This window comes from Pseudonocardia acidicola (assembly GCF_012911935.1).
Taxonomy (GTDB): domain Bacteria; phylum Actinomycetota; class Actinomycetes; order Mycobacteriales; family Pseudonocardiaceae; genus Pseudonocardia; species Pseudonocardia acidicola.
Genome location: NZ_JAAXLA010000009.1, coordinates 45,456 through 67,129 on the forward strand (window position 1 = coordinate 45,456; position 21,674 = coordinate 67,129).

The window sequence follows — 21,674 nt, forward strand, 5'->3', positions numbered from 1 at the left end:
GACCAGATCCCCGAAGCCACCCCGCTGCGTCACGTCGTCGCCCGCAGCAGAGTGCGCACGGCCTCGGTCGCGGCGTCGATGCCGGAAGCCCGGATCTCGGCGCCGCTCGTGGGGCCGGTGACCCCGACGGCGACCACGGTCCGGTCCGAACTCGGCACGGCGAACTGCAGTTCGCGGCGACCGGGCTTGGACAACGGAAGCCAGCCCCACGGCCGGTGGTCGACCGGATCGGTGACGAGGTCCGGGCCGGGGACCGCGGCCGTCTGGACCGAGACCAGGTCCCGGTAGAAGAACTCGTGGGTGTGCTCGTCGCTGCGCTTGCCGGTGAGCACATCCTGCCGGCAGTGGAACACCGCCAGGTGACAGCGCGTCGGGCACAGCACCGTGACCTCGTACGCGGTGAACCGCCAGATGCCGTCCAACCCGATCGCGGATCGCGTCGTCACCACCGGCGAGTAGACGATCAGCGGGCTGTTGTCCCGGCGGCTGAGCCAGTTCATCCCCTGCAGTACCCCGACCGGATCCCAGAACGTCCCGGCCGGCACGATGTCGTCGCCGGCGAGGCCCAGCGCGGTCAACGCGCGCCGTTGGATCTCGATGAGGTGCCCGGCGAGCGCGGCGTCCATCTCCTCGTCCGACGGCCGCGGCGACACGTCACCGACGTGGCGTTCGTAGCCTGCGCGCCTCGCCACGGCCAGCCCTCCGGCGATGGCACCCAGCCCGGCCAGCACGAGGGCCGCGGTCGGCGCCACCTGCACCATGGCGATGAGCGCGAACAGCAGCAGCAGGTCGGAGATCCCACCGATCACCTGGTAATTCGCGCGGATGCGCGGGTCCGGCGGCCGCCGGAAGTACCGGCCGTACCACCGGGCCCCGCCAGGGTTCTGCGGTGCTCGGCGCGGCCCGACCAGCGACCACAGCAGCAGGAGCACGTCGGGCACCTCTCGTCGGCCCCACGCGGTACGCCCGTGTCGTCGCCGGAGGAGCGGGTGATCTGTGGGGTGAACCTCGGCTGATCGGCGACGAACGTTTCCTTCACTCCGGCGACCTGTCCGTTTTCAGTCCTTCGGCCCAGTCCGCCGAATATCGCGGCCACCCGCCTGCTTCGTCCGGAAATGGGCAGGTCATCTCGCATACTGGCAACGGACGGTCACCGAGCGGGGCACCTGGGCGAACGGTCAGTGACCGGCCGATGTCATCATGGGGCGGGGTCCCGGCGGAGCCCCGCACGCCGTGCCGACCATGCAGCGGAGGACCGACACCGGATGACGCAGGTTCCACCGACGGCATCCGGCTCCCCCGCCACGGCGTTGCACGCAGGCACCGGCGAACGCCGGTTCCGGCCCGAACTGCAGGGGCTGCGCGCGCTCGCCGTGACGCTCGTGGTGATCTACCACGTCTGGTTCGACCGGATCTCCGGTGGCGTCGACGTCTTCTTCCTCATCTCGGGCTTCCTGATCACCGGGCAGCTCGTCCGCGCGGCCGAGCGGGGCCCGATCAGGTTCCGCGCGATGTGGGGCCGTCAGATCACCCGGCTGTTCCCAGCGGCACTGACGGTGCTGCTCGCGACCGTGATCGCCGGCATGTTCCTGCTTCCCGAGGCGCGCTGGTTGCAGACCGTGCGTGAGGTCGTCGCCTCGGTCTTCTTCCTGGAGAACTGGCGGCTGGCCGCGGCGTCGGTCGACTACGCCGCCCAGCACAACACCGCCAGTGTGGTCCAGCACTTCTGGTCGTTGTCGATCCAGGTGCAGTTCTACGTCGTGTGGCCGCTGCTGGTGGCGCTCGTCGCGCTGGTCGCCCGGGAGGCGCGCGACCGGCTGCGCGGATACCTCACCGTGACGCTGATCGGCGTCCTCGTCGCCTCGCTGTCCTTCTCGGTCGCCCTGACGATCACCAACCAGCCGCTGGCCTACTTCCACTCGCTCACCCGGGCCTGGGAGTTCGCGCTCGGCGGACTACTCGCGCTGGTCATCAACGCGATCGTGCTGGCCCGCCGGGTGCGGATCGCGATCGGCTGGATCGGCGTGATCGGGCTGCTGTCCTGCGGGATGGTGCTGCAGGTCGGCCGCATCTTCCCCGGCTACGCCGCGCTGTGGCCGACCGTGTGCGCCGGGCTGGTCATCCTGGCCGGCGCGACCGGCAGCGCGCACGGGGTGGACCGGGTCCTGAGCAGCCGCTCGATGCATCACCTCGGCGACGTCAGCTACGCGCTGTACCTGTGGCACTGGCCGGTGCTGCTGTTCTTCCTCGTCGTCAGTGGGCAGGCGACGGTCGGCCCCGGTGCCGGGGCGGTGATCATCGCCATCTCGCTGGTCCTCGCCGTGCTCACCTACCACCTCGTCGAGGAGCCGGTGCGGCGGGCGTCGTTCGGGATCCGCGCGCAGTACCGGCTGGGCGCGCTGTCGATGGCCGTCGTGCTGCTGGCCGCCGGGATCTGGCAGTTCGCTGCGGGGCAGCGGGCCCACGACCTGTCGGCCGCGGGCGACGCCGATCATCCCGGTGCAGTCGCCCGCCTCGACGGCTTCAGCTATGCGGGCAGGACGGACGCGCCCCTGGTGCCCCCGATGGTCACCGTGACCGAGGACTGGGCTCAGAAGGCCGGCGCCTGGGACTGCGCCGCGTCCGCTCACGACACGGAGCTGGAGGTCTGCTCGCAGGCCATGCCGGCGCCGCCGGAGCGGCGGATCGTCGTCGTCGGCGACTCACACGCCCAGCAGTACATCGCCGCGCTCGAACCGATCGCCGCCAAGCGGAACTGGCAGCTGATCTCCATGCTCCGCGGGGCCTGCCCGTTCTCCACCGTCTCCGAGACCGACCCCGTCAACGAGGGCTGTGTGCAGTGGAACGCCGCGGCGGCCGACGAGATCGCCGACCTACGGCCTGATGCGGTGTTCACCCTCGCCACCCGTGACGTGCGAGCCGGGCTGACCGAGCAGACCCCGCCCGGGTTCGTCGAACAGTGGCGGCGGATGAACGACCTGGGCATCCGGGTGATCGCGGTCCGGGACAACCCGCGCTTCGACTTCTCCCCGCCCGACTGCATCCAGCAGCACGGCCGCGGTGCCCCCGAGTGCGGAATCGCGCGCGACGCCGTCTTCTCGCCGGTGGCGCCGTACGCGCAGATCCCGGATGTGCCACCGAACGTCTCGTTCCTCGACTTCACCGACTACCTGTGCGACGACCGGTTCTGTCCCGCCGAGATCGGCAACGTGCTGGTGTACATGGACTTCAACCACCTGACGGCGACCTACCTGACGTCGATGGCGCCGTTCGTGGAGCAGGAGCTGAACGCCGCGCTGGGCTGGTGAGCCCGTCTCGGACCGGCCGGGCTGCCAGAGCCGCCACCATCCGGCGCCGAATTCTGCGATGTGGCAGTCGGCGTGACCGGGCGGGTGCCGTAGTGCAGCGTTCGGCGGGTTTGCACTGCGGGTTCAGGCGCCGGGGTCACGCGGCGCGACCGGGCGGGCCCGCCGCTCACCCACCGCGACCACGTCGCCGGCCCGCAGCTGTGCCCCGCGGCGGGTCTCCAACCGGCCGTTGAGCAGCACCTGCTCGGCCTCCAGCAGCTCCCGGGCATGCCCGCCGTCCTCGGCGATCCCGGCCAGCTTGAGGAACTGACCGAGGCGGATCGGCTCCTCGGCGATCTCGACGTCCTGGATCGGGGCCTTCGACATGGGTCCATCATGTCCGGTCCCGCCCGCGACGCGGCGCCGCGGTCACCGCGCCGGGCCAGTGCGCGCATGAGCAGGCAGTTCCCGGTCTCCGACAGCGGGTCCTGCGCGATCAGCGCGCGGGCGCTGCGATCGGCACCGGCCAGCTCGGTGGCCCCAGCTGCAGGCATGCCTCGGCGTAGCAGGCCAGCGCCCGGCGGTGCCCGTACGCCAGTTCCTCGCAACGCTGCTCGACCCACGGATCGTCGAAGTCGGACAGGAACCGGCGCTGGGTGACGAACAGCGCGCTCAGCGCCTGCGTCCAGGCCCGGCGCCGGTCGTGCAGGGCGGTTGCCGCCTCGGCGCGGTGCAGCGCGGCGTCGGCCACCGCGGCGTCGATGATCGAACCGGGCGGCAGCACCAGTTGCAGGCTGCTCCCGCCGCGGATCTCGGCGGGCGCGAGGACGGCCCGCGCCTTCGACAGCAGGGCGGTGAACGTCGCGGGCGCACCGGGCCCGGACGCCGCGAAGCGGCCGTGGAGGCCCGTGGTGTGCGAACCGGTGCAGCCGCCCCGGCCGGCTGATCTTCCGGGCAGGCCGGGGCGGCACCCCCTCCCCCACCGGCACGGTGCTGTTCCGTGCCGGAGTCATACGGGTGCCGGGAAGAACTCGGCGAGCGGGACCGAGCCGGCGAACACCCCGAGGAAGCACGCGGTCCGCTGCCGGTCGCCGACGAGCGATCCGAACAGCTCGGCCACCTGCGGTGTGGGCGGCTCAAGGGACGCCGGCGAGCAGGTGAACTCCTACATCGGCAGCACTGCGTCGTTGCGTCGCCGCGGACGTCCGGGACGTCCGCGGCCGCCCAGCTGGCACCGACCAGGGCAAGGCCGTCCTCGGTCAGCCGGTCGCCGACGGCGCGGTGTTCCCGCGGGTTGAGCCGGACCCCCTTGATCGGCACCCCGCTCCAGTAGGTGAAGTAGGTGCCCTGCAGGGCAGGCCCGGCCCGGTATTCGGGCGCCTGGACCGATCGTGCGATCGTCGAGTTCATCCCGTCCGCACCGACCACCAGGTGGGCGCCCTCGATCGACAGCGTGCCGTCCCCGCTCCGGCACGGCACTTCGGTCACCGTGCCGTCGTCGAACTCGAATCCCTCGACCGTGGAGGCGTCCCGGAACTCGGCACCGGTCGCGACCGCCGCATCCACGAGGATCTGATCGAGGCTGATATGCCGCGGCGGGTACGCCTCGCACACACCGTCGACGGCCGGGAAGTTGCCGGTCAGGGCGAACGGGCCGCAGTCGAGGCACCCGGTGGTCACCGGCGGGCACCGGGTGGCGATCAGGTCGTCGAGCAGCCCCCACGACGCGAGCGCGGCCACGCCCGGCTGCCGGAGCAGGTGGGTGGACGGCGTGAGGTCCGACGGGAACGTGTTCCGGTCGAGCAGCAGTACCCGGTGTCCACGACGGGAGAGCAGCATCGCGGTGGAGGCGCCCGCGCCTCGGGCACCGACCACGATGACGTCATACACCTCGATCCTCCGTTCCCAGGGCGATCCGGCGGACAGCGGACGCGACGTCGAGATCGAGCAGCCGGGACACCGGCCTCCTGCCCCTGACTCCCGCCGCCGCACATCCAGCTTCGTGCCGAGGTGATGCGCGGGAAAGCGGCCGTCCGGCCGCCCGGCATCGGCCGTGTGGAAACGGTCCCGAACGATGCTGCGGTCCCCTGCCCGACCGTGGGTCCACGCCGACCGGGCGGCTGCAGCCGGCGCGACGTGGCGCAACCGGGAGGCGTCAGCGTTCAGGCGAGGACCCGCGCCCGACACCTCATGCGAGGACGGTTTCGCGCGCCCGGCTTCGGTCCGGCAGGGCGACGCGGCCGGGGCCCCGAATCGAAAGCATGACTCGTCCGGCATATGTCGGCTCGGCGTGAACCAGCCGGCGCTCCCCGATCCGAATCGGCGGGACAGAGCGCGGGCGGGCGCGTCCACTTTGGAACTCGAACCGGAAGGACCTGCAGGCCATGAAGGCAGTGGTGTACCACGGGCCGCGAAATGTGAGCGTCGACAACGTTCCCGACCCCAAGATCGAGAAGCCGACCGACGCGATCGTACGCATCACCAGCACGAACATCTGTGGCTCCGACCTGCACATGTACGAGGGCCGCACCGACTTCGAACCCGGCAACATCTTCGGCCACGAGAACCTCGGCGAGGTGGTCGAGGTCGGCAGCGCCGTGGAGAAGGTCAAGGTCGGGGACATGATCTCCGCGCCGTTCAACGTCAGCTGCGGGCACTGTTCCAACTGCGAGCACGGCCTGACCAACTACTGCGAACGGGCCAATGCGCCGGGCATCGCCGGCGCCGCCTACGGGTTCGCCGACATGGGCCCGTGGCCGGGTGGCCAGGCCGAGTACCTGCGCGTGCCGTGGGCCGACTTCGACTGTCTGCGCCTGCCCGAGGACGGCCGGGAGAAGCAGAACGACTACGTGATGTGCTCCGACATCTTCCCCACCGGATGGCACGCCACGGAGATGGCAGGCCTGATGCCCGGTGAGACCTGCGTGATCTACGGGGGTGGGCCGGTCGGGCTGATGGCCGCCCTGTCGGCGACGCTGAAGAGCGCGTCGAAGGTCTTCGTCGTCGACCGGCACCCCGACCGGCTGAAGCTGGCCGAGGAGATCGGCGCCATCCCGATCGACCGCTCGAAGGGCGACCCTGCCGAACAGGTCAAGGCCCAGACCGGCGGTATCGGCGCCGACTGCGGCTGTGAGTGCGTCGGCTACCAGGCCCACGACGTGGAGGGCCACGAGGACAACTCGGCCACGCTGAACGCTCTGGTCGCCTCGGTGAAGTTCACCGGCCGCATCGGCTGCGTGGGTGTGTACATCCCGCAGGACCCGGGCGGCCCGAACGATCTGGCCAAGCAGGGCAAGGTCCCCTTCGACTTCGGGATGCACTGGTTCAAGGGCCAGGCGATCGGCACCGGCCAGTGCCCGGTCAAGCGGTACAACCGCAACCTGCGCGACCTGATCCACGAGGGCAAGTGCACGCCGTCATGGATCGTGTCCCATGAACTGCCGCTCGAGCAGGCACCCGAGGGTTACAAGAACTTCGACGCCCGCGCGCAGGGCTGGACCAAGGTCGTCCTCAAGCCGCAGATGACCGCCTGATCCGCCTGATCCGGCCGTTCCGACGGCTCCGGCCTGCCCACCGGGCGGGCCGGAGCCGTCGGCCGATCAGGCCGGCGCCGCGATCGGGGCCTTCGGCCTGAGTTCGGCCGGGACCTCGATGTCGTACAGCTTCGCCGCGTTCAGCCCGAGGATCTTCTTCTTGCCGGCGGTGGTGAGCCGCGGGTAGTCGGCGTACTGCTCGTCATCGGGCATCTGCCAGTCGACCAAGCCCTCGACCTGCCACTTCGGCTCCCAGATGCCGTAGTCGCTGCCGAAGGTCATCTTGTCCTCGCCGACCCAGAACAGCAGCTCGCCCATCACCTTGGCGAAGAACTTCGGCCGGGCGTGCATCAGCCCGCCGATCACCACCGACAGGCCCGCGTAGACGTTGGGCTCCTGCACCGCCATGAAGCAGAAGTCCTCGATGCGCGGCAGGCCGACGTGCTCGACGATGAAGTTCAGGTCGGTGAAGTCGGTCGCGGCGTGGTCGACGTCGGTGACCTCGAAGCCGTCCTTGTCCAGCGGCCAGATCGTCGGGCCCTTGTGCACGTGGATGTTCTTGATGCCCAGTTCCTGGCACTTCTCCAGGTACTTGTAGGCCTCCCGGTCGGTGAGCTGCCAGCCGCGGGAGCCGTCCTCCCACTCCGCGGTGTAGAGCTTGACGCCCTTGAGGTCGTACCGCTCGGCGTCCTCCTTCAGCTTGTCCAGCCCGGCGTGCCCGTGCCGGGGGTCCCAGCGGCCGTTGGTGATGAACCTGCCCGGGTACTTCTCGGCCAGCGTGTTGTTGCGCTCGGCGGTGTTGAAGCCGTTGACGTACCACTCCTTGAGGTAGGTCGGCTGGGTGATCGCGATGTCGACGTGGCCGTCCTCGAAGACGTCGCGCATCAGGTCGCCCTCGGAGTACTTCAGGTACTTCTCGTAGTCCCACTGGGCGTCGGGCGGGCCGAGCTGGTGGTAGCCGTAGAAACAGTCGATCCAACCCTTGGCGAACTTTTCCTTCCCCGGTACCCAGTTCTCCCGGCTGGCGTCCCAGTAGTGCATATGCGAGTCAACGATGAAATACTTCTCGCCATCCTTTTCGTACATGATCCCGAGCCCCCTTCGATCGCTATCGATGACCGGCCAGTGTGTGAGCGGTCGCTCGCCCGGAATAGGGCCGTTCGGCCATTCGGATGCCTCCGGGCGCCGTGAAAGTCCGCGCACCGGCCGGGCGGACCCCGGCAGGCTGAGCGGACCCGACGGCATACCGAGGTTCAGTCCACCAGCCCCACCCACACCCACCCGGCGTCCTCGCGCGCCGGAAAGACCCGGATCGGTTGCACGGCCGCGGCCCGCGCCCGGGGGAACACCCGCTTCGGGTACCGGTTCTCCCCGGTGTGCGCGTCGTAGGTGTAGTGGTGATGCGGGCAGTCGATCTCGTCGCCGTACACGGCGGCGCCGTCCATCGGCCGGTTCTGGTGCGGGCAGATCGGATCCGTCGCGATCGGGTCGCCGTCGGCGGTCCGGCCGACGAGCACCGCGCGGCCCGCGATCTCGACCCGGCGCAGATCACGCCCCACCTCAGCGCTCGGGGCCGCCCTGTGCCACTGCATGTTCCTCGCCCGTGTCCGGCAGCCGGGTGGCGAGAACGGCGACGGCCTCCTCCCGGGAGGCCCCGGCCCCCACGCCGGCGACGCGGCGTCCGTCCAGCGCGAGTGCCGACCACGTGCCGCCTCACGACTCTTGCAGCCGCACCGTCCAGTCCCGGTTCGTAGCGCGCAGCCGTGTCCAGCTCACGCGCACTCTGCGAGCGCAGTCATCCGCCTCAACCACGGCCCACGTCCGCCGTCATGAACCGCCCGACGTAGGGCGAGCGCCCCGGCGCCCCACGGCGGAAGTGCCCGGACGGGCCTTCACCGAGGAACTCGGAGAACCAGGACTCGTGCTCGACCTCCTCGTTGAGGATGGCGAGGGCGAGTTCGTAGGTGCGGTGGTCCTTGCCGGCCGTGTAGTTGCAGATGTCGGTGTAGGTCCGGATCGCGCATCGTTCGGCCTCCACCAGCACCGTGAGCAGGTCGCGGGTCGGTTCGCCCACGACGACCGGGTAGCTGCCCATCGTGGCCTGCCCCGAGCCGCGCCGCTCGCCCGCCCCGCCGTTCAGGCTCTCCGGCAGGTACGCGTCCGGGCAGCCGGCCTGGTCGGCGAACACCCGGATGTCGTCGGGCAGCCGGCCGCCGAGCTCGTAGATCCGCGGCACCAGTGCTTCGAAGTGGTTACGGTCCTCGATACGGGCGTCCTCGATGATCTCCTTCATGCCCTCGCCCTCGAGCCCGATCGAGTTCACCCGCAAGATCGTGTAGTAATAGAATGTCGTGAACTCGGCCCCGGCCGCCGCCACCAGCTTTTCGATCAGCGTGTTGACGTCCAGGCCGGCCTTCTCCACCATTTCTCGCGCTACGCGGCCCATGACATTCCTCCATCGTGGTGGGATCACTGCGTCCTCTGGGAAGACCCCAGGGACTGAGTAATCCGGAGGCTTGGGCGCGTCTAGGGTACGAAGTACCGTGTTCCGTCAACAGACACGACCGCCGAGGTGCTGGGATGACCGAGTCCCGCCCGTCCCTGAGAGATGAGCACGTCGCCCGGCTGCGGGCCGCCGGCCTCCGGGTCACCGCGCCGCGACTGGCCGTACTGAACATTCTGCAGAGCGGCGGTCACCTCACCGTCGAGGAGATCACCGGCCGGGCCCGCCGGCGTCTCGGTCACGTCTCCCAACAGGCGATCTACGACGTGCTCCACGTCCTCGACCGGCGCGGCCTGGTCCACCGGATCCAGCCGATGGGCCACCCCACCCAGTACGAGGCCCGGACCGGCGACAACCACCATCACCTGGTGTGCCGCTCGTGCGGCGCGGTGAGCGACGTCGACTGCGCCGTGGGCGAGGCGCCCTGCCTGAAAGCGCAGGACGACCACGGCTACGAGATCGCGGAGGTGGAGGTCCTCTACTGGGGTGTCTGCTCCGGCTGTCGTACTCAGTAGCCCCTGTAGAGCCACCGGCGCAGCAGCCGGCTGACGATCGGCATCACCACGTACGTCATCAGGGTCAGGATGATCAGCGGGAACATCGCCGCCCTCGCCCAGAGCGGCCAGCCCGCCAACCGGGGCACGACGAAGGCCTGGAACAACAGCACGAGCGGGTAGACCGCGATCAGCGAGACGAGCCATTGCTTCCACCGGGGCGGCGGTTTGATCGTCTCCTCGGCGTGGGAGGGGACGTAGAACCACGTCTCCAGGCCCGTCCGCTGCTGCACGGCGGTGCGCGCGTCGGCGATGTCGCGGACCATCTGGTGCAGGCGCGCCCGCTCGTCGGAGTTGAGCCAACGCTGCAGCGCCTGCCGGTTGACGAACTGTTCGATGATGTGGAAGTCGCGGCTGCCTTTCTCGTGGATGACCGTCGCGCCGAGGTTGCCGGGGAAGTGGGCGGCCGCCGACGCGAGGCCCTTCGCCCACCTGGCGAACTCCTCCTCCTTGCCCGGCTTGGCCCGCCAGCTGAAGACCACCGTCACCGGCTCGTCGTCGGCCAGGCGATGTGCGCGAGCAGACGTCGGGCCGCTCACCGTCGTCATCACCTCAGTGTGCGCGCCGCCCGGGGCCGTTCTGCCGAACCGGCAGGTTCAGGCGGACCGGTGGGATCTGATCCTGGGGTGACCTTGACCGTTCCGCCCGGATGTGCGTGGGGGCGCGCGAGGCGACGGACGGGCCGACTTACCAGGTTCTCACCACCCGGCACATGCAAACGGCCTGGTAGCGGGGAACGCCCGCTGACCAGGTCAGCGTCGTCTGGCCGTCTCATCCGTGGCAACTGCAACCAGCGGGCCCGCGCCGGCCTCCCGCCTCCGCAGCGATACCGCGCTCGGAGGGGGCCGCCGCTGCCGATGCGAGAGCTTGTCGAGGTGCTCCCGTTACGGGCGCGGTGATGTGGGACGTCGAGCCGAGCGCCACGCTCCGTGCCGACGCCCTCGCTGCCGCAGCGGCATCGCCTGCGGTGGCCGAACAGGCCGTTCTGATCGACCTGCTCGGCCTGCGCGGGCATGTCCTGGGCCGCATCGCCGACTACGAGCGGGCCGCCGAGCTGGCCGAGCGGCTGGCGCGCGACGCGCCGGACGAGGGCAGGGCCCTGCTGGCCCGGGCCAGGTCGCGAGCGACCTTCCACCGCTTCCCCGAGGCACTGGCCGACCTCGACGCCGCAGGGCGACACGGTGCGGACCGGGCCACGCTGGACGCGGAGCGGGCGGCGATCCTCCAGGCGCTCGGGTGTTACGCCGACGCCCTCGTCCTGCACCGCGACGCCGCGCAGCGCCGTCCCGACTTCACCACGCTGGGTGCACTGGCCGTGCTCCAGGCGGAACGCGGGCAGGTCGCAGCGGCGGAGCGCCTGTTCCGCGAGGCACGGCGGCACTACCGGGGCGTGTCGCCGTTTCCGGTGGCCTCGCTCGACTTTCGCCGCGGCCTGATGTGGCTCCGGCGGGGCAACTTCCACGCGGCCCGTACTTGGTTCGACGCTGCCTGCCGACGGATGCCGGGCTACGCCCCGGCGGCGGGCCACCTCGCCGAGGTCGACGCCGCCCTGGGTGCCCACCAGACCGCCATCGACCGCCTGCGGCCCCTGGCGGTCTCCAGCGACGACCCCGATTACGCGGCCGGCCTGGCCGGCGTCCTGCGCGATGCCGGGCACGCCCACGAGGCCGATCGATGGCGGGCCACCGCGGCGGCACGCTACGACGAGTTGATGCTGCGTCACCCGGAGGCCTTCGCCGACCACGCGGCCGACTTCTGGCTCACCGTGGGCGACGACGAGCACGACGGGCCCCGGCTGGCCAAGCGGAATCTCGGTATGCGCCGGGCGGCTCGCGCATACCGCGAGGACCGGATTCCGGCGTCGGGTGGGTGAGTCGTGAGCAGTCCCTACGGTCTGGTCGTGGTCGTGGTCGGGGCCGGGCCGGCCGGGGAATCCGTGGCCCAGATGGCTGCAGGTCTCGGGTACTCGGTGGCGTTGGCCGAGCGCGACGCCGCCGGCGGGACGGTCGTGACGAGCGGCGGCGCACCGACGAAGACGTTCCGGGAGACCGCGCTGTATCTGACCGCGTTCGAGAAGGAGCGCGTCCTTGGGATCTCACCAGCCGCTCCACCCGAGGTGATCTACCCGGCGCTGAGCGTGCGGGCCCACACGGTCAGCGCGGTCGTGCAGCAGACCACCCTGGAGCGGCTGCACGCAGTCGATGTGCGGATGGTGTACGGCTCCGCCCGGCTGGAGGATGGCCATACCGTGCCGGATCCACGGGGATCCCGGTCAGGCAACGCAGATCACCATGAGCACCATGCTTGCCCGACGCCTCCACCTCGACACCAGCAAGTTCGTCGTGGGGAGATCCCGGTCCCCGTTCCCGACCGGGAGGCGGCAGAGCTCGTCGCGAAGCTCATCCGGGAGGCGCTGGACCCGTTGGCCAACCCGTAGCCGGCTTCCCCGGTCACAGATCTGGTCACAAACCACATGCAAACGGCCCTCAGGATGAGATCCTGAGGGCCGTTTGACCTGGTAGCGGGGGCAGGATTCGAACCTGCGACCTCTGGGTTATGAGCCCAGCGAGCTACCGAGCTGCTCCACCCCGCGTTGCTGTCTTGCTGTTGTAAGAGGAACAGTACACCCCCTGGAATGGCCCTTGCACGGGGGGTCCCTTCCAGCGCAGCACGTCCGGATCGACCTCTGAATAGGCCCTGACCTGCAATAACGCCGCCGAAGCCGTCCTCCACGACCGGCGGGGCCGGCGCATGGCGCCGGGAAAAGTGACCTAGCTCAACCACAACGGGGTCTCACCGCTACCCGGGAACCCCGGAAACGCCCGTGGGGGCCCGGCGAACCGGACCCCCACGGAGCGTCGTCACGTGCGGTTCAGCCGCCCGGCGTCGGCGTCGAGGCAGCCGCCTGCGCCGCCTGGAACTTCTTCACCGCGGCGTCCAGTGCGGCCAGCGCCTGCCCCTGGGCAGCGAAGTCACCCGACTGCTGGGCCTGCTTCAACTGAGCCAGGGCCGACTGGATGTCGTTCGCCGCTGCGGCGACCTGCGGGCTCGCCTGGCCCCCACTGCCGGCCGCCGGTGCCGGCGCGGAGCCCTGAGCGGGCGTCTGTGCCGCAGATGGGCTCTGGCCCGGAGAGGTCGCCGCCGCCCCGGCCCCGGCGCCGAACACCTGGTCCAGCGCCGACGACAGGTTCGCGCTGTATCCGACGCGTCCGCCGTAGCTGACCAGCACCCTCGCGAGCTGCGGATAGGAGGCATCCTGTCCGGCCCGTTCGATGTAGACCGGCTCGACGTAGAGCAGACCACCGGCCACCGGAAGCGTCAGCAGGTTCCCGTAGTCGATCGTGGTCTGGTTCTGCCGGAGCAGGTTGAGTTCCTGGCTGACGTTCGGCGAGCCGAGGAACTGCGCCTGCACCTGTTGCGGGCCGAGGGTTTGCGTCTCGGCAGGTAGCTGGAGCACGGTGATATGGCCGTAGTTCGCCGGATCGGAGCTGGCCGACATGTAGGCCGCCATGAACTGCCGACGGAGGCTGACCAACGCACTCGTGAGCTGGAAGCTCGCGCCCTGCTGACCCGGGAGTCCGGCCATCAGGTAGTACGGCGGCTGCGCGTCCTGGGCCGCGCCGGTGTTGCCCTGGACCGTCGGGTCGGACGGCACGTCCCAGAAGGACACCGTGGAGAAGAACTCACCCGGGTCGCTCACGTGGTACCGGGTCAGCAGCTCACGTTGGACCTTGAACTGGTCCTCCGGGTAGCGGAAGTGGGCGCGCAGCTCCGGGCTGATGTCCGAAGCCGGCTTCACCACGCCGGGGAAGGTCTTCATCCAGGTCTGCAGTACCGGGTCCTTCTCGTCGAAGGCGTAGAGCGTGACGGTGCCGTTGTAGGCGTCGACCGTGGCCTTCACCGAGTTGCGCAGGTAGCTGACGTCGGTGTTCGGCAGCCGCTGCACGCCCTGCAGGCTGTCCCGGGTGGCCTCACCGAGCGGGACCTTCTCCGCGTACGGGTAGTTCTTCAGCGTCGTGTACCCGTCGACGATCCACTCGATCCTGCCGTTGATCACTGCCGGGTACGGGTCGCCGTCGACGGTGAGCCACGGCGCCGCCTTCTCGACGCGCTGCCGCGGGTCCCGAACATACATGATCTTGGAGTTGGCGTTGATCGAGCTGTTGAACAGGATGTTCCGCTCGCCGTAGTACAGCGCGAACACCGACCGGTTGAACAGGTTCCCGATCGAGACACCACCGGAACCCTGGTAGGTGTACTGCGAGGTGTCCGTGTCGTACTCCCGCGGTGCGTCGCCCGTGTCGGCACCGACGATGGAGTAGTCCGTGATCAGCTCGCCGTAGTAGATCCGCGGCTCGGCGACCGGGATGTCACCGCGGGTCGTGGTGTCGCTGACGGTGAACTTGGGCAAGCCGCCCTGACCGCCGGTGTCCTCGAGCGCCGCGTTCACCTGGTTCGCCGGCGCGGCGACGAAGCCGTTGCCGTGCGTGTAGACCAGGTGCCGGTTGATCCAGTCGGTCTGGTTGCCGACGAGTGCGCTGCTGTCGAGCTCGCGCGCGGCGACCACGTAGTCCTGGGTCTGGCCGTTGACCTTGTAGCGGTCGATGTCCAGCTTCTCCGGGAACCCGTAGAAGTTCCGCCGCTGCTGGAGCTGGGTGAAGGTCTTGGCCAGCTTGTTCGGGTCGAGCAGCCGGATGTTCGGGATCGTCGAAGTGTCGGCGCGGACGGCGGCCGGGGTGGCCGTCGACGTCCCGCTGTAGGGCTCGATCGTCACCTTGTCGTCGGTCAGCCCGAACGCCTGCCGGGTCGCCTCGATGTTGCGCGCGATCGACGGGGCCTCGCGCTCGTTCGCGTTGGGCGCCACCACGAACTGCTGCAGCACCGCGGGCCACGCGGCACCGACCAGCACGCTGGACAGCACCAGCAGCACCACCGCGATCGCGGGCAGCTGCAGGTTGCGCCGGAACACCGCCGCGAAGAACGCCGCGGCGCAGATCAGCGAGATGAACAGCAGGATCAGCTTCGCCGGCATCACGGCGTTGAGGTCCGTGTAGGTGGCGCCGGTGAAGTTCCGGTTGCGCTGGGAGAACAGCAGCTCGAAACGGTCCAGGTAGTAGGCGACCGCCTTGAGCAGCACGAACGCCCCGGCCAGGGTGGCGAGCTGCGCACGCGCCGCGGCCGAGACCTGACCGGACCGGCCGGTGAGACGGATCCCGCCGAAGATGTAGTGGGTGATCAGCGCGACCGCGAAGGCGACCGCGACCGCCACCAGGAACCAGCTCAGCAGCAGCCGGTAGAACGGCAGCTGGAAGGCGTAGAAGCTGACGTCGTTGCCGAACTCGGGATCGGAGATACCGAACGGCGTGCTGTGCAGGAACATCTGCACGGTCTGCCAGTCGCCCTGCGCCGCGAGCCCTGCGACCAGGCCGACCGCCACCGGGATGCCGATGGCGAACAGCCGCAGCCGCTGGATGATCACGGTGCGGTAGCGGGCGATCGGGTCCTCGGGGCCGGTCACCGGAACGAACACCGGCCGGAACCGGTAGGCGATCCAGAGGGTCAGCGCGACGAGCCCGCCGACCAGTAGGCCGCCGAGCACGAACTGCACGATGCGGGTGAACAGCACCGTGGTGAACACGTCACGGAAGCCGACCTCCCCGAACCACAGCCAGTCCACATAGAAGTCGATCATTCGGGAGCCACCGAGCAGCAGCACCACGAGGACGCCTGCGGCGATGAGCAGGATCCGGGTACGGCGGGACAGCGTCGGGGCTCCCACCGGGGGCCGCATGGCCACTGGACACGCTCCTGACGTCGGGGGGTCACTTGCCGGACACCCGCGTCGTTCCGAGCTGCATCGGCGGCCCCGCACCGGTGCGAGGTCGTCGCGGCAGCCGGCCCTACGGCGCGCCCTGCCGTGCCAACTCTACGGATGCCCTGTGGAGTTCCCGCTCGGCGGTCGAATGTTCGATTCGGCCGGTTCGTGCGAATTCGCTCCGGTCCGGCGGGCGGCCCTATGAACAGGCGGGCGCGGGCCGGCCGGCGCGCAGCGAATCGAGAGCGCTCACCGCTCCCTTGAGGTCGGCCACCCGAACCAGTTGCAGACCGGACGGCGCGTTCGCCACGGCCTCCGCGCAGTTGTCCGACGGGACCAGGAACACCGTCGCCCCGGCGTCACGGGCCGCCCGCATCTTGAACTGGATGCCGCCGATCGGCTGCACGCCACCCTGCTGGGTGATCGCTCCGGTACCGGCCACGAACCGGCCCCCGGTCAGGTCGTCCGGGGTCAGCTTGTCCACCACCGCGAGCGCGAACATCAGGCCCGCCGACGGCCCACCGATGTCGCCGAGCTTGATCGTGATGTCGCCCTGGCGCGGTTCGACCCCCGGCTGCACCCCGAGCAGGCCCTGCGGCCGGTCCGGGCTGGACGCGAGCACCACCTGTGCGTCGCGCTGCTCCGCGCCGCGGCGGTAGGTGATCGAGACCGTCTGGCCGGGCTTCGTCGCAGCGAGCGCGTCGGAGACCGATACCGGGGTGTCGACGGCCTTGCCGGCCACCGTCACCAGCTCGTCACCAGGCTGCAGCACACCGGCCGCCGGGGTGTTCGGCACGATGCCGGAGACCACCGAACGGGTCGGCACGTTCAGCAGGGTCATCGCCGCGACCTCGGCATTGACCTCCGAAGCGGTGAACTGCTGGGTGTTCTCCTGCTGCACCTGCGCATCGGACTTGTCGGGCGGGAAGACACTGTCGCGGGGGACGACGCTGTGGTCACCGGCGATCCAGAACCCGAGCGCCGAGATCGCCGAGAGCCGGTCCGAGACCGACACCGTCGTCATGTTCAGCTGGCCGGTGGTCGGATAGACCTGACGGCCGTCGACGGCGACGACCGGGGTCCCGTCCACGGCGCCCAGGGTGTTGAAGGTAGGTCCGGGCCCGAGCGCCACCAGCGGAACCGGCAGCGTCACACCCAGCACACCGAGCAGCACCGCGAGCAACGCCGCGGCGACCAGTGTCAACGTCCGGCGACTCACGGAGCAGGAACCTACGCTGCCGGCCCCCGGGCCCGCGTACGGTGGTCGTATGAGCGACACCCCGTTCGGGTTCGGACCCGCTGACCGCGACAAGGACCGCGACTCCGACCGCCCCCAGGGATCGGGCGGATCGGGCGGGGCCCAGGGACCGCAGGATCCCTTCGGGTTCGGGAACCTGCCCGGCATGCCGCCCGGGGGTATCCCCGGCTTCCCCGGCGGCCTGCCCGGCATGCCGGGGGGGCCGGGCGGCTTCGACGTCAGCCAGCTCGGCCAGATGCTCACCCAGCTCGGGCAGATGCTCAGCCACGCCGGCACCGCATCCGGCAGCGGCCCGGTCAACTACGACCTGGCCGCCCAGCTGGCCAACCAGCGCCTGGCCCAGACGACGTCCTCACTGACCGCCGCCCAGCGCACCGCGGTCGCCGACGCCGTCAAGCTCGCCGAGCTGTGGCTCGATCCCGCCACCGACTTCCCCGCCGGCGCGACCGAGACGGTCGCCTGGTCGGCGACCGACTGGGTCAAGGCCAGCATGCCGACCTGGAAGCGGCTGTGCGACCCGGTCGCGCAGCGGGTGTCCGGCGCGTGGATCGAGGGCCTGCCCGAGGAGGCCCGCGCGGCTGCCGGCCCGATGATGGCCATGCTCGGCCAGATGGGCGGGCTGGCCTTCGGCAGCCAGCTCGGCAACGGGCTGGCCGAGCTCGCCGCGGAGGTCCTGACCTCCACCGACGTGGGCATCCCGGTCGGGCCGGACCGCACCGCGGCGCTGCTGCCCGAGGCCATCGAGAAGTTCACCGCGGGCCTGGACCGCCCGGCCAGCGAGGTACTGATCTTCCTGGCCGCCCGCGAGGCCGCCCACCAGCGGTTGTTCGCACACGTCGGCTGGCTGCGCGAGCGGCTGCTCGGCACCGTCGAGGAGTACGCACGGGGCATCCGCGTCGACACCTCGCGGATCGAGGAGCTGGCCCGTCAGATCGACCCGTCCAACCCGGCCTCCATCGAGGAGGCCATGCAGTCTGGGATGTTCGAGCCGCAGACCACGCCCGAGCAGAAGGCCGCGCTGGCCCGCCTCGAGACGCTGCTCGCGCTGATCGAGGGCTGGGTCGACGCCGTCGTGGCCGACGCGATCGGCGACCGGCTGCCCGGCGCGGACGCGCTGCGTGAGACCCTCCGCCGCCGCCGCGCCTCCGGCGGCCCGGCCGAGCAGACCTTCGCGACGATCGTCGGGCTGGAGCTGCGGCCGCGGAAGCTGCGGGCCGCCGCGGAGCTCTGGCGGCTGTTGGGCGAGGAGCGCGGGATCCCCGGCCGGGACGCCATCTGGGCGCACCCCGACCTCATCCCGTCCGCCGACGACCTCGACGACCCGGCCACGTTCGTCAGCCACAGCGACTCGACCGACCCGATCGCCGAGCTCGAGCGGCAGCTGCGGGCCGACGAGGCGATGGACAACGCGACGTCGTCGAAGACCGAGCAGAACGACACGAAGGATGAGGGCGACGAGCCGGAGGGCGATTCCGGCCCGGAGAGCCCGAGGGTCTGACGCCGGGGCCGCGGGGGGCTCAGCCGCCCGCCGCGGCCTGCTCCACGTCCTCGACGTCCTCGACGTCCTCGCCGTCACCGAGGGCGCGGTCGGGCGCGTCGCCGTCCGTGCCGACCAGGCCGAGCCCGGCGGCCGCGGAGAGCCCTTCCAGGTACCCCATGGCCCGCTCGGTGCGCGGGTAGCGCCGCACCAGCGACCAGAAGTAGTCGTCGTGGCCGGGGGCGAGCAGATGCGCCAGCTCGTGCACCAGCACGTAGTCGACCACCCAGCCCGGGGCGTCGCGCAGCCGCTCGCTGACCCGGATCGTGCCGTCCGCGGGGGTGCAGGAGGCCCACCGGGTCCGCATCGGCGCCACCCAGCGCACCGTCGTCGGCTCCGCCTCGCCGTCGAGATAGCGCCGGGCCAGTTCCAGGCTGCGGCGCTGCAAGGCCTCGTTGCCGGTCCGTGCCGGTGACCGCCGCCGGGCCTCGCTGCGTTCGAGACGGCGGACCATCTCGTCCACCCACCGGCATTCCTCTGATTCGCTCATCCACCCCGGGATGAACACGATGACCGTGTCACCCTCGCGCCGGGCACTGACCATCCGGCGTCGCCGGTCGCTCCTCCTGACCTCGACGACCGCGGGACTCGCCATAGCTCCAGGGTAAGCCCGCCGGCGGTCGGCCCCGCAGGCCGTCCACCCGAGGGTTGTCCACAACCCACCGGGGCAGGTGTGGACACGCGGATGCGGCGCGCCCACCACCCGCGCAGCATCAGAGGATGCGATCAGCTCCCCCGGCACCGTTGCCCGCAACCGTCGTCCTCGCGGCACACCGCTCGCTGCTGCGCCGCGGCTCCGCCTCCCGGCTGCTCGGGCTCGACCCGGCAACGGCGATCACCGTCGACGACCTGCCGGGCCCGCTCGCCGCGATGCTCGACGAGCTGGTCTGCCCGGTGGACCGCGACGCGCTGCTGACCCGGGCGGTCCGGCGCGGGGCGAACGCCGGGCAGGCCACCGACCTGCTCCGCGACCTCCTCGCCGCAGGCGCGGTGGTCGACGCGGCCGCGGCCGGGCGGATCGCCCGGCGCCGCGCCGCGGCGACCGTGCTGATCAGCGGGGACGGACCGCTCGCGGTCGGCATCGCGGCCGGGCTCGGGCTCGCCGGCGTCGGCGCGGTGCACGTCGAGGCCGCCGGTGTGGTGCTCGCGGCCGACCGGGGCACCGGCTACCTCGACGCCGACCGGGGTCGCCCGCGCTCCGAGGCCGCGGCCGACGCGGTGCGCCGGCTGAACCCGTCGGTGCGGGTGGCCGCGCCGCGGGCGCGCGCCGTCCCGGACCTGGTCGTGCTGGCCGACGCGCTCGGCACCGAGGCCGCGGTGGCACGCCGGCTGGTCGAGGACGACATCGACCACCTGCAGGTCCGGGTGCGCGACGGTGGCGGTGTCGTCGGCCCGCTGGTCCTGCCCGGCCGGTCGGCCTGTCTGCGCTGCCTGGAGCTTCGCCGGGCCGAGCGGGATCCGGGATGGCCCGCCGTGGCCGCACAGCTCGTCGGGCTACCCGGCCGGGCCGCGCCGCATTGTGTGCTCGCGACGGCCGGGCTGGGCACCGCCCAGGCCCTCGCCGCGCTCGACGGCCCGTCGGCCGGTGCGGTCGCCCCGGCCACCGTCGACGCCACCCTGGAACTCGACGCCGACGCCGGGGCCCTGGTCCGCCGGCCATGGGCGCCGCACCCCGGCTGCGGGTGCGGCGCCGCCGAACCGCTACCGCGGCAACCATCACACCGCCGCCGGCCGGACGCGGCATGCGCGCGGCCGGGGCATCAGGACACAATCAAACCGTGACCGAGATCCCGCGGCGGACAGCGGCCCGCACCGCGAAGCTGGCCAGCCTCCCGTTGGGCGTGGCCGGGCGGGCCGCTGCCGGCTGGGGGCGCAGGCTGGTCGGTGGTGACAGCGAGCAGATCTCCGCCCAGCTGATGGCCAAGAGCGCCGAGCAGTTGTTCGCCGTGCTCGGCGAGCTCAAGGGCGGCGCGATGAAGTTCGGCCAGGCGCTGAGCGTCTTCGAGGCCGCGGTGCCCGAGGAGTTCGGCGAGCCCTACCGCGACGCGCTGGTCAAGCTGCAGTCCGCGGCCCCGCCGATGCCTGCCTCCGACGTGCACCGGATGCTCGCCGAGCAGTTCGGCCGCGGCTGGCGGACCCGGTTTCAGGACTTCGACGACATCCCGGCCGCCGCGGCCAGCATCGGCCAGGTGCACCGTGCGGTGTGGCGCGACGGCCGCGAGGTCGCCGTCAAGGTGCAGTACCCGGGCGCCGAGGAGGCGCTGTTGTCCGACCTGCGCCAGCTGTCCCGGATGAGCCGGCTGCTGCAGCCGCTGGCCCCGGGCATGGAGATCAAGCCGCTGATCAACGAGCTGCGCGAGCGGATGGCCGAAGAACTCGATTACCGCGACGAGGCCAACAACCAGCGGGCCTTCGCCGCGACGTTCGAGAACGACGACAAGGTCAAGGTGCCGCGGGTGGTCGCGTCGGCCCCGCGGGCGATGGTCAGCGAGTGGGTCACGGGGCGGCCGCTCTCGGCGATCATCAAGTCCGGCACCCAGGAGGAGCGCAACGCCGCCGGTGCGCTGCTCGCCGAGTTCCACTACTCGGCCCCGGCCCGGGCGGGACTGCTGCACGCCGACCCGCACCCGGGCAACTTCCAGGTTCTCGACGACGGCCGTCTACTCGTCATCGACTACGGGGCGGTGGCCCGGCTCCCCGACGGCCTCCCCCGGCCGCTGACGATCATGACCCGGTACGCGCTGCAGAACCGACCCGCCGAGCTGATGGCGCTGCTGCGCGCCGAGGGCTTCGTCCGGCCGGGCACGACGATCACCGCGGAGGAGGCCATGGCCTACCTCGCCCCGTTCACCGAGCCGCTGCGCACGGAGCGCTTCACCTTCAGCCGGCGCTGGCTGCAGCAGCAGGCCGAACGGGTCGGCGACCTGCGCCGCCCGGAGTTCGACACCGGGCGTTCGCTGAACCTGCCGCCGCAGTACCTGCTGGTGCACCGGGTCACCCTGGGCACCCTCGGCGTGCTCTGCCAGCTCGGCGCCGACCTGCCGCTGCGCGGCATCGTCGGGCACTGGCAGCCTGACCTGTTCGACGACGACGGCACCCCGGTCGCCGGGGGCTGAGCCCCTCCCGCAGGCGGCAGCCGCATCGCTGCCGGAACGGTCCTCCGGACAGCAATGAGGCTGCCGCGTGC

General features: G+C 71.1%; 18 protein-coding genes, 1 tRNA gene and 1 pseudogene. 8 read left to right on the forward strand and 12 right to left on the reverse strand.

All coding sequences use genetic code 11. The features are described 5' to 3' along the window. Positions 1 to 29: 29 nt before the first annotated feature. The gene (locus HF526_RS07185) at positions 30 to 932 is read right to left on the reverse strand and encodes a hypothetical protein (RefSeq protein WP_169380485.1); all 903 of its coding nucleotides are present in this window, start codon (positions 930 to 932) and stop codon (positions 30 to 32) included. 333 nt (positions 933 to 1,265) lie between these two features. On the opposite strand from HF526_RS07185, the gene HF526_RS07190 reads away from it, so the two are divergent. Continuing rightward, positions 1,266 to 3,308, forward strand: coding sequence for an acyltransferase family protein (locus HF526_RS07190; RefSeq protein ID WP_169380486.1), 2,043 nt, complete (start codon positions 1,266 to 1,268; stop codon positions 3,306 to 3,308). 123 nt (positions 3,309 to 3,431) lie between these two features. Here the strand turns inward: HF526_RS07190 and HF526_RS07195 are convergent, their stop codons facing one another. From HF526_RS07195 to HF526_RS37305, 3 genes and pseudogenes are all read right to left on the reverse strand, one after another. Beyond that, positions 3,432 to 3,674, reverse strand: coding sequence for an RNA-binding S4 domain-containing protein (locus HF526_RS07195; protein WP_169380487.1), 243 nt, complete (start codon positions 3,672 to 3,674; stop codon positions 3,432 to 3,434). Positions 3,675 to 3,783: 109 nt separating this feature from the next. Next, on the reverse strand, positions 3,784 to 4,071 hold the full coding sequence (locus HF526_RS34510) for a hypothetical protein (RefSeq protein WP_211176905.1): 288 nt from the start codon (positions 4,069 to 4,071) through the stop codon (positions 3,784 to 3,786). 602 nt (positions 4,072 to 4,673) lie between these two features. Continuing rightward, positions 4,674 to 5,564 (reverse strand): annotated as a pseudogene (locus HF526_RS37305) (FAD-dependent oxidoreductase); the annotation flags it as partial. A 107-nt stretch (positions 5,565 to 5,671) separates the two neighbouring features. On the opposite strand from HF526_RS37305, the gene HF526_RS07205 reads away from it, so the two are divergent. Then, the gene (locus HF526_RS07205; protein ID WP_169380488.1) at positions 5,672 to 6,820 is read left to right on the forward strand and encodes a glutathione-independent formaldehyde dehydrogenase; all 1,149 of its coding nucleotides are present in this window, start codon (positions 5,672 to 5,674) and stop codon (positions 6,818 to 6,820) included. Positions 6,821 to 6,886: 66 nt separating this feature from the next. Here HF526_RS07205 and HF526_RS07210 read toward each other — a convergent pair whose 3' ends face one another. From HF526_RS07210 to HF526_RS07220, 3 genes are all read right to left on the reverse strand, one after another. Next, complete coding sequence (locus HF526_RS07210; protein ID WP_169380489.1) at positions 6,887 to 7,906, reverse strand: amidohydrolase family protein; 1,020 nt, start codon at positions 7,904 to 7,906, stop codon at positions 6,887 to 6,889. Positions 7,907 to 8,073: 167 nt separating this feature from the next. Continuing rightward, on the reverse strand, positions 8,074 to 8,412 hold the full coding sequence (locus tag HF526_RS07215) for a Rieske (2Fe-2S) protein (protein WP_169380490.1): 339 nt from the start codon (positions 8,410 to 8,412) through the stop codon (positions 8,074 to 8,076). Positions 8,413 to 8,624: 212 nt separating this feature from the next. Continuing rightward, positions 8,625 to 9,266: a Dps family protein gene (locus tag HF526_RS07220; protein ID WP_169380491.1), complete on the reverse strand. Its 642-nt coding sequence runs from the start codon at positions 9,264 to 9,266 to the stop codon at positions 8,625 to 8,627. Positions 9,267 to 9,400: 134 nt separating this feature from the next. Between HF526_RS07220 and HF526_RS07225 the strand changes: the two genes are divergently transcribed. Beyond that, positions 9,401 to 9,838, forward strand: coding sequence for a Fur family transcriptional regulator (locus HF526_RS07225; RefSeq protein WP_169380492.1), 438 nt, complete (start codon positions 9,401 to 9,403; stop codon positions 9,836 to 9,838). Here the strand turns inward: HF526_RS07225 and HF526_RS07230 are convergent. After that, complete coding sequence (locus tag HF526_RS07230; RefSeq protein ID WP_169380493.1) at positions 9,832 to 10,425, reverse strand: antibiotic biosynthesis monooxygenase; 594 nt, start codon at positions 10,423 to 10,425, stop codon at positions 9,832 to 9,834. The genes HF526_RS07225 and HF526_RS07230 overlap by 7 nt on opposite strands. A gap of 350 nt (positions 10,426 to 10,775) precedes the next feature. On the opposite strand from HF526_RS07230, the gene HF526_RS07235 reads away from it, so the two are divergent. Together HF526_RS07235 and HF526_RS07240 are read left to right on the forward strand one after the other, a co-directional pair. Further along, a complete protein-coding gene (locus HF526_RS07235) occupies positions 10,776 to 11,750 on the forward strand; it encodes a tetratricopeptide repeat protein (RefSeq protein WP_169380494.1) in 975 nt (324 codons plus the stop codon). Positions 11,751 to 11,753: 3 nt separating this feature from the next. Beyond that, positions 11,754 to 12,314, forward strand: a complete 561-nt coding sequence (locus HF526_RS07240; protein WP_169380495.1) for an FAD-dependent oxidoreductase — start codon at positions 11,754 to 11,756, stop codon at positions 12,312 to 12,314. 79 nt (positions 12,315 to 12,393) lie between these two features. On the opposite strand, the gene HF526_RS07245 is transcribed toward HF526_RS07240, so the two are convergent. The 3 genes from HF526_RS07245 to HF526_RS07255 form a co-directional block, all read right to left on the reverse strand. Then, positions 12,394 to 12,470 (reverse strand) — tRNA-Met (locus HF526_RS07245). Positions 12,471 to 12,749: 279 nt separating this feature from the next. Next, complete coding sequence (locus HF526_RS07250) at positions 12,750 to 15,668, reverse strand: UPF0182 family protein (protein ID WP_169380576.1); 2,919 nt, start codon at positions 15,666 to 15,668, stop codon at positions 12,750 to 12,752. Between the two features lie 223 nt (positions 15,669 to 15,891). After that, entirely contained in the window at positions 15,892 to 16,911 is a 1,020-nt protein-coding gene (locus HF526_RS07255; RefSeq protein ID WP_169380496.1) for a PDZ domain-containing protein, read from the reverse strand. Between the two features lie 49 nt (positions 16,912 to 16,960). Between HF526_RS07255 and HF526_RS07260 the strand changes: the two genes are divergently transcribed. After that, positions 16,961 to 18,448 (forward strand): zinc-dependent metalloprotease, encoded by a 1,488-nt coding sequence (locus tag HF526_RS07260; RefSeq protein ID WP_169380497.1) that lies wholly within the window; start codon positions 16,961 to 16,963, stop codon positions 18,446 to 18,448. A 19-nt stretch (positions 18,449 to 18,467) separates the two neighbouring features. On the opposite strand, the gene HF526_RS07265 is transcribed toward HF526_RS07260, so the two are convergent. Beyond that, entirely contained in the window at positions 18,468 to 19,082 is a 615-nt protein-coding gene (locus HF526_RS07265; protein ID WP_239028411.1) for a M48 metallopeptidase family protein, read from the reverse strand. A gap of 125 nt (positions 19,083 to 19,207) precedes the next feature. Between HF526_RS07265 and HF526_RS07270 the strand changes: the two genes are divergently transcribed. Further along, positions 19,208 to 20,269 carry a ThiF family adenylyltransferase gene (locus tag HF526_RS07270; RefSeq protein ID WP_169380498.1) on the forward strand — a complete coding sequence of 354 codons (1,062 nt, stop codon included), beginning with the start codon at positions 19,208 to 19,210 and terminating at the stop codon, positions 20,267 to 20,269. Beyond that, positions 20,266 to 21,603 (forward strand): AarF/UbiB family protein, encoded by a 1,338-nt coding sequence (locus HF526_RS07275; RefSeq protein ID WP_169380499.1) that lies wholly within the window; start codon positions 20,266 to 20,268, stop codon positions 21,601 to 21,603. Before HF526_RS07270 ends, HF526_RS07275 begins: the two co-directional genes overlap by 4 nt. Positions 21,604 to 21,674 lie beyond the last annotated feature (71 nt).